This window comes from Planktothrix sp. PCC 11201 (genome assembly GCF_900009135.1).
Lineage (GTDB): Bacteria > Cyanobacteriota > Cyanobacteriia > Cyanobacteriales > Microcoleaceae > Planktothrix.
This window is the reverse complement of record NZ_LT797710.1, coordinates 437,639-447,933: the sequence shown is the minus strand read 5'-3', so window position 1 is coordinate 447,933 and position 10,295 is coordinate 437,639. Positions and strand designations below refer to the sequence as shown.

At 42.6% G+C, this 10,295-nt stretch carries 8 protein-coding genes, 1 rRNA gene and 1 pseudogene (1 of these 10 cut by a window edge); 2 read left to right on the top strand and 8 right to left on the bottom strand.

Features of this window, described 5'->3' with window-relative positions:
* The 4 genes from PL11201_RS21330 to PL11201_RS27380 form a co-directional block, all read right to left on the bottom strand.
* Positions 1–1,371 (bottom strand): 16S ribosomal RNA (locus tag PL11201_RS21330); it reaches 120 nt to the left of the window's first position.
* 909 nt (positions 1,372–2,280) lie between these two features.
* Positions 2,281–2,538, bottom strand: coding sequence for a transposase family protein (locus tag PL11201_RS21325; RefSeq protein WP_079681058.1), 258 nt, complete (start codon positions 2,536–2,538; stop codon positions 2,281–2,283).
* An 18-nt stretch (positions 2,539–2,556) separates the two neighbouring features.
* Entirely contained in the window at positions 2,557–3,216 is a 660-nt protein-coding gene (locus PL11201_RS21320) for an ISAzo13 family transposase (RefSeq protein WP_234996808.1), read from the bottom strand.
* Positions 3,217–3,223: 7 nt separating this feature from the next.
* A complete protein-coding gene (locus PL11201_RS27380) occupies positions 3,224–3,355 on the bottom strand; it encodes a hypothetical protein (protein WP_255377596.1) in 132 nt (43 codons plus the stop codon).
* 214 nt (positions 3,356–3,569) lie between these two features.
* On the opposite strand from PL11201_RS27380, the pseudogene PL11201_RS21315 reads away from it, so the two are divergent.
* Positions 3,570–3,857 (top strand): annotated as a pseudogene (locus PL11201_RS21315) (IS701 family transposase); the annotation flags it as partial.
* Positions 3,858–4,052: 195 nt separating this feature from the next.
* Here the strand turns inward: PL11201_RS21315 and hmpF are convergent.
* From hmpF to PL11201_RS21295, 4 genes are all read right to left on the bottom strand, one after another.
* Positions 4,053–5,792: a pilus motility taxis protein HmpF gene (gene hmpF / locus PL11201_RS21310; RefSeq protein WP_079680857.1), complete on the bottom strand. Its 1,740-nt coding sequence runs from the start codon at positions 5,790–5,792 to the stop codon at positions 4,053–4,055.
* Positions 5,793–5,891: 99 nt separating this feature from the next.
* Positions 5,892–6,641, bottom strand: a complete 750-nt coding sequence (locus PL11201_RS21305) for a PDDEXK family nuclease (protein ID WP_079681057.1) — start codon at positions 6,639–6,641, stop codon at positions 5,892–5,894.
* Between the two features lie 50 nt (positions 6,642–6,691).
* Complete coding sequence (locus PL11201_RS21300; RefSeq protein ID WP_079680856.1) at positions 6,692–7,312, bottom strand: Uma2 family endonuclease; 621 nt, start codon at positions 7,310–7,312, stop codon at positions 6,692–6,694.
* Positions 7,313–7,447: 135 nt separating this feature from the next.
* On the bottom strand, positions 7,448–8,320 hold the full coding sequence (locus tag PL11201_RS21295; RefSeq protein ID WP_079680855.1) for an S-methyl-5'-thioadenosine phosphorylase: 873 nt from the start codon (positions 8,318–8,320) through the stop codon (positions 7,448–7,450).
* 231 nt (positions 8,321–8,551) lie between these two features.
* On the opposite strand from PL11201_RS21295, the gene PL11201_RS21290 reads away from it, so the two are divergent.
* Positions 8,552–10,201 carry a glycoside hydrolase family 10-like protein gene (locus PL11201_RS21290; RefSeq protein WP_079680854.1) on the top strand — a complete coding sequence of 550 codons (1,650 nt, stop codon included), beginning with the start codon at positions 8,552–8,554 and terminating at the stop codon, positions 10,199–10,201.
* Positions 10,202–10,295: the final 94 nt, after the last annotated feature.

The window sequence follows — 10,295 nt, the reverse complement described above, 5'->3', positions numbered from 1 at the left end:
GCTCACTTCCATGGTGTGACGGGCGGTGTGTACAAGGCCCGGGAACGGATTCACCGCAGTATGCTGACCTGCGATTACTAGCGATTCCTCCTTCATGCAGGCGAGTTGCAGCCTGCAATCTGAACTGTGCCAGGGTTTAAGAGGTTCGCTCTCCCTCGCGGGTTGGCTGCTCTCTGTCCCTCGCATTGTAGTACGTGTGTCGCCCAGGACGTAAGGGCCATGCTGACTTGACGTCATCCTCACCTTCCTCCGGTTTGTCACCGGCAGTCTCGCTAGAGTTCCCAACTTAATGATGGCAACTAACGACGAGGGTTGCGCTCGTTGCGGGACTTAACCCAACATCTCACGACACGAGCTGACGACAGCCATGCAGCACCTGTCTTCTGGTTCCTTTCGGCACTCCCACCTTTCAGCAGGATTCCAGAGATGTCAAGTCCTGGTAAGGTTCTTCGCGTTGCATCGAATTAAACCACATACTCCACCGCTTGTGCGGGCCCCCGTCAATTCCTTTGAGTTTCACACTTGCGTGCGTACTCCCCAGGCGGGAAACTTAACGCGTTAGCTTCGGCACGGCCCGGGTCGATACAGGCCACACCTAGTTTCCATCGTTTACCGCTAGGACTACTGGGGTATCTAATCCCATTCGCTCCCCTAGCTTTCGTCCCTCAGTGTCAGTTATAGCCCAGCAGAGCGCCTTCGCCACCGGTGTTCTTCCTGATCTCTACGCATTTCACCGCTACACCAGGAATTCCCTCTGCCCCTACTACACTCTAGTCTTACAGTTTCCACTGCCTTTACGAAGTTAAGCCTCGCTCTTTAACAGCAGACTTGATTGACTACCTACGGACTCTTTACGCCCAATCATTCCGGATAACGCTTGCATCCCCCGTATTACCGCGGCTGCTGGCACGGAGTTAGCCGATGCTTTTTCCTCAGGTACCGTCATTGAGTTCTTCCCTGAGAAAAGGGGTTGACAATCCAAGAACCTTCCTCCCCCACGCGGTCTTGCTCCGTCAGGCTTTCGCCCATTGCGGAAAATTCCCCACTGCTGCCTCCCGTAGGAGTCTGGGCCGTGTCTCAGTCCCAGTGTGGCTGATCATCCTCTCAGACCAGCTACTGATCGTCGCCTTGGTAAGCCTTTACCTTACCAACTAGCTAATCAGACGCAAGCCCCTCTCTAGGCGATAAATCTTTTACCTTTCGGCTCATCCGGGTTTAGCAGTCGTTTCCAACTGTTGTCCCCGTCCTAGAGGCAGGTTCTTACGTGTTACTCACCCGTCCGCCACTAAATCCCGAGGGATTCCGTTCGACTTGCATGTGTTAAGCAGACCGCCAGCGTTCATCCTGAGCCAGGATCAAACTCTCCATTTTGAAGAATCTGTTGTTTTGGCTCTAAAACTTGTTTCTCAAAGTTTTAGAATTTTTTGCTTTTTCAGAAAGTTTGTGTTAAACTCCCTGATTAAGAATCAATTCTTTAATAACGAGATTAAGAATGTTTTAACTTGGCTTTCAAACTCTTTAGTTGTCCAGGTTCGGTGTGTCTTTGTTTTTCGACACTTTTGTAAATCTATCAGTCTTTTCTCAAGATGTCAACCCTTTTTGGGAAAAAGTTTTTCATGCCCAGCAAATCATTGCTTTATATGGGGTTCAGCTTTTTGTTCCTGGGGGTAGCTCGCCTAGGGAACAAATGATGGCATCCAAATTTAATTGTTTTTGTCCGATACAGGGGTCAACCGTCTAATCTCGGACACACGCAGATACATAATATATATAGGTGCGATTCGTTTAACCTAAAATAAGCTGGAAAGCTTGTGGGACGGTTAACCCAGTCAATGAAACTGGTGATAACTGATTACATTTATGGGTGAGTAAAGAAATATCACAAAACCTCTAAAGTAACGAAATGTTACGAAATTCAGAGATAAGTAATAAAAATTTACAAGTCCCATCTCTCAAGTGCTGAGGTGAAAGCATAACCCCTAGTTTGACTGGATAGCAACCAACAGGCTAAAGCGGGGTTAAAAGGTAGAACTACTGGTAGCCAAAACTGGTAACTATCGAGCAAGAAGTCCATGCGTAGCAAAAACAAAGATGTGTCTGAACCATCGTAATCAATGATGGTGCAATAGATATCTCCGAAAATCCCCAAATGCCCTCTATCGCTACTTTTTGAGTCTCTAGCACTCCTGTGCCAGGTTCTGCCAAAGTAACGGATTAATAGGCTTTTTCAGTTACATTAATAATAATTAATGAATTTTATCTCTAATATTCAATCATTTTTTAAAAGTATTCTGGGCTATTCTTAGATGATAATACAATCGCTCCTATTCGCCATCTTATTAGTCCACATACTGTCAAGATTACTGCTTCATAATTTTGGCTCTTTAACCTAAATCTTTCCGAAGCAACTCGATAAATTTTTATCAGTCTTATTAAATGTTCGACTACAATCCTTTGTTTGGCTTTTAAACGATTTTCTTCTCGATGTTCAAGGGATATTTCTTGATTCCTCGGTTTCTTATGGGGTGTATTAGGAATGAAAAATCAATAAATGGATTAATGAGTGAGTTGAGGTACGGCTCGATAGTTCCATTTGGGTAAATATTCATCAAAAACAATTTTCAGAGTTTTTTTGAAATTATCAGTTACCTTTCGACCAGTTTCATAGACTTGATCAACGACATTAACAACGACAGATAGCCCTGTATTAGTGCGAGTTTTTTCCATGAGAGTTTTGACCAGAGCGAGACTGGTAAAAATTACTCCTTGACAAGCTCTAGTTAGATGAGGAAAAAGTCGATGTTCAATGGGATTATATTTAGATGTATAGGGAGGATAATGAGCAATTCTGATCTCAATTCCAATTTCATTCACTAACTTTTGTAAATCCTGTTTAAAAATATAATGATTAGCATTATTACTGCCACCCCCATCACACTTAGCTAAAATTGAATTAGCATCAGGATAGAGGGCTTTTCCATAATAATTCCACCAATGTTTAAGAGCTTCACAAGCAAATTCACTGGTATCTTTACTATTGCCTAATGTTACATATCCTCGGTTTTTTTGAGTATCGTAAATGCCATGGGGAATAACTTTTCCATGACCTAAGCTCCAAAAATCATGATCTAAAGTAGTAACAGGCTCGGTTGTATACAGAGTACCTGGACGATATAAATTTCCTAGAACTTCCTTCTTTTTAGTATCAAAACTAATAATAGGATTAGATGATATAACTAATTCCTCCCCAGCCCAATTTTTGAGCCTCTATTGCTGCATATCTTCTTTTATCTTTTTCTGATAAAGAGTTATAAAACTTCTTCATTTCTTCTTGAATTAAACTAGAATAAAACATGGGTTTTCGGGTCAAGCTGTGTAATTCAATCGAAAAATCTGTTGCCAGGTTCTCTCGATTTTTGTAAAATCTGCCATCAGTGGCTATACTTCATTATATCTAATAATTCATCAAGTTATTACTTTCCCATTCCNAATTTAGTCATCTCTCCTTGGGGTAAAATCAAATTTTACCATCTTGCTATCCCTCCCCATTTTTATTTCGGAGATGTCTAATGATTAGTTTAAATTCTCCCGCTTTTTTCGGCTTGAATCAAGCTCGTCAAATTGAACCTCATGTACAAGAAAGTAATTCTGTTGATTTTTCTGAGCATCAACAATGGGATCATGAACACGGATGGAAGAATGTGCTAAATAATCTTCGCTTAATTGTCCAACCACTGTTGCTATTTTGGTTAATTTATCCCTGGCTAGATATTTTTCCCAATTCCGATTTATTGCTGGGATTCAATCGTCTCATTAGTGCCATGAATGGATTTAAACCCTTTTATTCTTCTGGATAATTTAGTTGATTTACTACTTGCTTAATTCGGAGAGTGACAGAAGAGGGTTATAGCGCTACGCATTACAGTTAGGACACTTTTGAGTTCTGAAACCCTTTCACTGCTTACTGTTCCCAGATCCGGTGTTCCCAGATCCGGTGTTCCCAGATCCCTAGCGCGTAGCGCTATAACTCTCACACTGATAACTGATGACTGTTAACTGATAACTGATAAAACTTGCCGTAATTGTTCCGTTGTCCGGGTTTGATTCTGGGAAATTTCGACCAACTGATTCAATTCAGTTGTGGTTTGTTCCAACTGTTGGCGAACTTGATTCCAGGAATCTTGAACTGGTTGTAGCATTTCCTGATATAAACTAATCCGGCCCCAAAGTTCGGCCACCATCCGTTGCTGTTCGATCCAACTTTGTTCAGTCGTTTCTAACTGTTGGCGGGTTTGTTCGGTGGTGCTGGTGCGACTATTGAGATCGGCTTGCCGCTCCTCAAAGCTCGAACTCAGTTGCTGAATTTCGGTTTCCAAGGTTTGGAGTTGCTGTTTTTGTTCCTGTTGTTGGGTTTCTAAACTGGCAATCACCGATTTAAAATCAACAGCCCCTCCAGGGGTTACGGGGGTTAGACCCTGGCGACGGAGTAAAACCGCTTGATATTGGGTTTTATGTTCCTCCCGTTCTTTGAGGGTACGACGCTGACCCACTAAGGTTTCATTCAGCATTTGATAGGCGTCTTGTTCATCGGTTAATTCCGTTTGTAAATTTTCCCGTTCGGAATCACTAATGGTTTTGAGTTTTTCTTGGATTGCCTGAATATCTTCGAGTTTGTATTTGAGTTCCTCCTCCTGTTCTCCCACCATCCGAAACCAGCGATCCCACTCTTTTTCCAGTTGTTTAACTTCGGTTTCCAATTGTTCCAAGGACATCGCTTCTAAGGCTTGGACATCTACCTTGACACTGACAGCCACCGGATCACTTTCCGATTGACGGGAAGCCAAATCCTGTAACTGTTCTAATAGGGTTTGACGGTTTTGGATCAGGGTTTTTAAGATTTGGGCATAGTCCTGTTTTGTTTGAAGTAACTGTTGCTCACCGACTAACTCCGCCCGGTTTTGGATTAAAGTATCCTGGGCCTGTTGCCATTGCTGCCATTGCTGTTCAATCTCTGTGGTCTTACTGTCTACGGTTTGTTGAAGTTGTTCTGCTTCGGAACGCTGTCCCCGTAACAGTTGGTGATGTTGTTCGAGTTCATTCAGAGCACTGGCTACCTGTTCCCGGGAGCGTTCGAGTTGTGTTTGTAGGGGTGAAATCGAAATGGGGTTAGATAGTTGATTGAGTAAATTTCCCAGGAGTTCTGACTGTTCCGCAGTGAGGGAAGGAGACGACTGCAAGGCGACCTGTTGTTCTTCAAGGTGTTGTCGTTGCTGTTGTAATGCGGCCCTAGTGCTTTCAATATCTTGACGGGCTTGATCAATTTCAGAACGTAGACGGTTACTTTCATCCTTAGAGCGATCGATTTCTTGACGCTGCTGTTCGAGTCGCTCTAATTCTCCCTCCAGTTGTTCCATTTGTTCCCGTCGGGCTTCCATTTCCATTTCCCGACGATTCAATTCTTGACTTTGGTAAGTCAAGGACTCTTTCCACTGTTCGATTTCTTCCTGTTGGGTTTTGAATTTTTCTTGCAACCGAGAAAAATCTTGGAGAATTCCCACCAGTTGGCGCGCAGCTTCTTGAATGCGCTGTACCTGTTTACCCGTATTCAGATCGACTAAAACTAAAGTTCCATCCTTGAAGTTATTCGCATCTTCAGCCAGGACGACCTCATCCCCAGATACGGCACTCCAATTGTTTTCACCTCGCTGACAAGCCAATAGCTTGAGTTCTGTCCTCCCGCCACCCAGACCAAATTTGTTACTCTGCTTTTGTACTTCCGCTAAATAGAGCATCGGCCCTTTATCCTCTTGAGGTGTTCAAGCATGATTTTGATTTACCTGTCTTAATCATAAAACCTTCTGGGAGTAGCAGTTAACAGTTTATGCTTTGCCCTATTCTACAGGCTCAATTCCAGCAGCGCGCAGTTGAGCTTTTAATCTTTCGGCCCGTTGATATTCCTGTTCGGCCCGTTGCCGTTCCTGTTCGGCCCGTTGCCGTTCCTGTTCAACCTTTTCTGCACCCCACCATAGCAAATTCCCCTGTTCATCCCACCAGCGCAACCAATGGCCATGACGGTTTTCGCGAGTTCCTTGCCAGACTCCCAGAAAAAGCTGCATTTCCGGTATCCAAAACCAGCCCTGCTCATTCACCGATTCCAGTTTATACCTTTGGGTATCACCAAAACCGTACAATTCTAAGCTCCCTGAGTGGGGTTCAAAAATCCCGTAATTCGGGACTTGCAAAATCTGTTCATAGAAAAAGAATTTCCCGGGGGGATAGGTTTCTTTCACGGAATATTCTCCGCCATCGGTATCGGATAAAAACTCTAAGACCAAGGCTGGAATTTCCCCCTGGAGTTGGGGGGTATAACTGCGAACCACCTCCCCTCGACTCACGGAAATCTGGGGAATGTAGGCCCAATCGGGGGCTTTAACGGCGATTTTGCCATTGATAGTGGCACAAATGCCGTAGTTCGTCGGGGTGAGGGCCGTTTCTGGCAGTTTTCCGGCCAGTTGCAAACTTTCGGTGAGGGCGGCGGCGAGGGCGGGTTGATTGATATTATCCACAGGGTCATTGGGTAGCACAAAATCATCTGGCAACTTTTCCCAAGTAATTGTGTAGGTGGGGGAGGTGGCTAACATGATCATGCGGGTAAGAGGAATTGATTTATAGGATTATATCAATTATTTGCTTAACCTTCAACAGATGCCTCCGTATTGTCTTCAGGAAAAACAACATCTTCGTACAGCAAAGAAATAGGACAATGGAAATTAACGCTGGTGAAGTGAACTTCCAAGTCTGTCTCGTTGGCAATAGTTTCTTCTGGGGAATAAGCAGTGAGTTCCCATTTTTCTTTCTCATTGAGTCGGTAACAATCTACACTCATTGTTTCTGCTTCAATCAGAACATATTCTTTTAAAGTATCAATTCGACGATAATTCCTAAATTTTTTTCCCTGATCGATATGTTCTGTACCTGGTGACAATACTTCTACAATTAGACAAGGATGATAGACAACCTGGCGAGCAGTTTGATCTCGACTATCACAAGTGACCATGACATCAGGATAGTGAAAGGGGCCATTGTCCGAGACTCCCACTTTAGCATCTGCCATAAAGACTTTACATTTTTTCCCCCGTAGGTGATTTTTGAGCGCTGCGGCGAGGTTTAAAGCAATAGAGTTATGGGCAAGAGTTCCCCCGGTCATCGCCAAGACTTGCCCATTAATATATTCATACTTCAGGGGTTGTTGTTCTTCCCATTCCAGGTACTCCTGGGGAGTCATCAATTGGGGCTGGGGATGAGCAATCATCAGCTATTTATCCTTTTAATTTAAAGTTTTATCACTTCTGTTATTAAGTTATAGAAAAGATGCGCAACAACGGCGCAACAACGGTTTTGTTTGGATTAATTTATTATAATTTAGGTGGCATCAGCCACCTTGGGTTTAGATATATTTTTTCAACAATAATTCTAACTGTTGTATGCGTTCTGAAGGAATTTGATTCAAGGGGGTTAAAACCGCATATTTTAAGGCGGAATGGGCTTCGGATTTCGGTAAATGATATTTTAACCGACGCACGGTTTCTTGAATAACTTGTTGAGCATTAACCGCATTTTTGCGGAGGTTTTGAATCACCATTTCAACGGTGACATGATCATGATCAGGATGCCAACAATCATAATCGGTAACTAATGCTAAGGTTGTATAGGCAATTTCCGCTTCCCGGGCTAATTTGGCTTCGGTTAAATTGGTCATCCCAATAATTGTTCCCCCCCAACTGCGATATAAATTAGATTCGGCTTTGGTAGAAAAGGCTGGCCCCTCCATACAGACATAAGTTCCCGATAAATGATAATTAATATCAGGTAAATTTAAACTGGCGATCGCTTCTCCTAATACTTTTGATAATTGGGGACAAAACGGATCACCAAAGGTAATATGAGCTACAGCCCCATTACCAAAAAAAGTAGAAACCCGTTGATTGGTTCGATCAATAAATTGATCAGGAACCACTAAATCTAAGGGTTTAAATTCTTCTTTTAATGAACCCACCGCCGAAGCGGAAATAATATATTCTACTCCCAAACTTTTGAGCGCATAAATATTAGCCCGATAGGGTAATTCCGTGGGTAAAAATCTATGGGTACGTCCATGTCTAGCCAGAAATGCCACGCGCATTCCTTCTAAAGTTCCGACTAAAATAGCATCGGAAGGCTGACCATAGGGAGTATCAATATGGAGTTCCTCTACATCGGTAAATGCCTCCATGTTATACAACCCACTGCCGCCAATAATACCAATTTTAACCTGAGTCATGCTTTTTTCCTTGATTAAGTTGTACTCAGATATTGTACCGAAAATTGGGCAGAATTGACTCGGGGAAGATATTAATTTTTTTCCGATTGGGATGATTCCCTTGTAAGATGTCCCCTTCTTCGTTAAGCTATTAATCAGTTATCAGTTGTAGGATTACTTCACTCATACAGACGCGCCGTGGCACGTCTCTACACTGATAACTGATATTAGTCATCTCCTTCAACAATAAACATGAATTGGAACTCTATTAAACCCCCAAAATATTGGGAGTATTTGCGAATTAAACGCTTAAAATCCTTCACCCGTTCAGTGACAAGTCAAATTCAGAAAATTAGACTGGGAAAAATTACCAAATTTCAACGTTATTTAGCCTTGAGCATTTGTTGTGTTTTCTTGGGATTAACCTTGGCTCAATTTCCCGTTCTTTCCACTTCCGTTAATATCTCAACAGTCAGACAAGAACCATCGGAAAATTTATTATCCCAGGGAATAATTAATCCGACAAATTCCATTAGTCATCAACGAGAATTTAGGGGAGTTTGGGCAGCAACGGTTGCTAATATTGATTGGCCGTCTAAATCAAATTTATCAGTTGATCAACAAAAATTTGAACTAATTGCTATCCTAAATAGGATGCAAGAATTAAACTTAAATGCCTTAATTTTGCAGGTGCGTCCGAATGGAGATGCCTTGTATAGTTCTAGTATAGAACCTTGGAGTGCTTGGTTAACAGGAACCCAAGGAAAGCCTCCCGAACCCTATTATGATCCCCTACAATTTGCCATTGAAGAAGCCCATAAACGCAATATTGAACTCCACGCTTGGTTTAATCCTTATCGGGCAAGATTAAGAGGAAATGCGCCCTTTGCACCGAATCATATGGCATCAAAATTCCCCCAATATGCCTATCAATATGGGGATTTAATGTGGATGGAACCGGGGGCAAAGGAAGTTCAAGATCAAACCTATAATGTGATTATGGATGTGGTACAACGTTATGATGTTGATGGCATTCATTTAGATGATTATTTCTATCCCTATCCTAAAGATGGTATTCCCTTTCCTGATAGTCAAACCTATAATTCCTATCGTGCTGCCGGAGGTAATTTAGGGCTTGCCGATTGGCGACGACAAAATGTTAATCTGATGATTAAACGCATTCATGATGGGATTAAAGCGACCAAACCCTATGTTAAATTTGGGATTAGTCCCTTTGGCATTTATCGCCCTGGTGCTGCCCCGGGAACAGTTGGACTTGATCAATATAATTCTCTCTACGCAGATGTTAAACTATGGGTCGAACAAGGGTGGATGGATTATTTATCACCTCAACTGTATTGGAAAATTGATCCCCCTCAACAAAGTTATCCCGTGTTGTTAAATTGGTGGTTACAAAATAATCCTCAAAGACGTCATATTTATGCCGGAAATGCTCTCTATCGGATTGAAAATGAATGGTCTATTTCTGAAATCCAAAGACAGATCGCAATTTCCCGACAAACAGCCCCCCAATTATCTTTAGGAAATATCTTTTTTAGTATGAAGATATTCCGAGATAATCGTCAGGGAGTGAATGAAATTTTTAAAAGTGCGGTTTATCCGACTCCAGCTTTAGTTCCGATTATGCCCTGGTTGGATAATCAACCCCCGGAACCTCCTAGCGGAATTGAAACTAATTCTGGTATGATTTCTTGGATGCCTGCTAATACTAATGATATCCGTTCTTGGGCAATTTATCAACAATTTTCTACGGGTTGGCAGTTAGTGAAAGTGGTGAATAAAGATACTACTTCTATTCGTGTTAACCCTGGCAATTATGCAATTCGCGCGGTAGATAGAATGGGGAATGAAAGCGTTGAACAGGTGGTTTCTGTGTCTTAAAATTAGATCCCCCCTAACCCCCTTAAAAATGGGGGAACAGGAGATCAAAGTCCCCCTTTTTAAGGGGGATTTAGGGGGATCGACCAAACGACTG

Coding starts and splice junctions, on each gene's coding strand:
- PL11201_RS27380 (WP_255377596.1), bottom strand. CDS start 3,355: ATGTTTTATTCTAGTTTAATTCAAGAAGAAATGAAGAAGTTTTATAAC.
- hmpF (WP_079680857.1), bottom strand. CDS start 5,792: ATGCTCTATTTAGCGGAAGTACAAAAGCAGAGTAACAAATTTGGTCTG.
- PL11201_RS21305 (WP_079681057.1), bottom strand. CDS start 6,641: ATGTTAGCCACCTCCCCCACCTACACAATTACTTGGGAAAAGTTGCCA.
- PL11201_RS21300 (WP_079680856.1), bottom strand. CDS start 7,312: ATGATTGCTCATCCCCAGCCCCAATTGATGACTCCCCAGGAGTACCTG.
- PL11201_RS21295 (WP_079680855.1), bottom strand. CDS start 8,320: ATGACTCAGGTTAAAATTGGTATTATTGGCGGCAGTGGGTTGTATAAC.
- PL11201_RS21290 (WP_079680854.1), top strand. CDS start 8,552: ATGAATTGGAACTCTATTAAACCCCCAAAATATTGGGAGTATTTGCGA.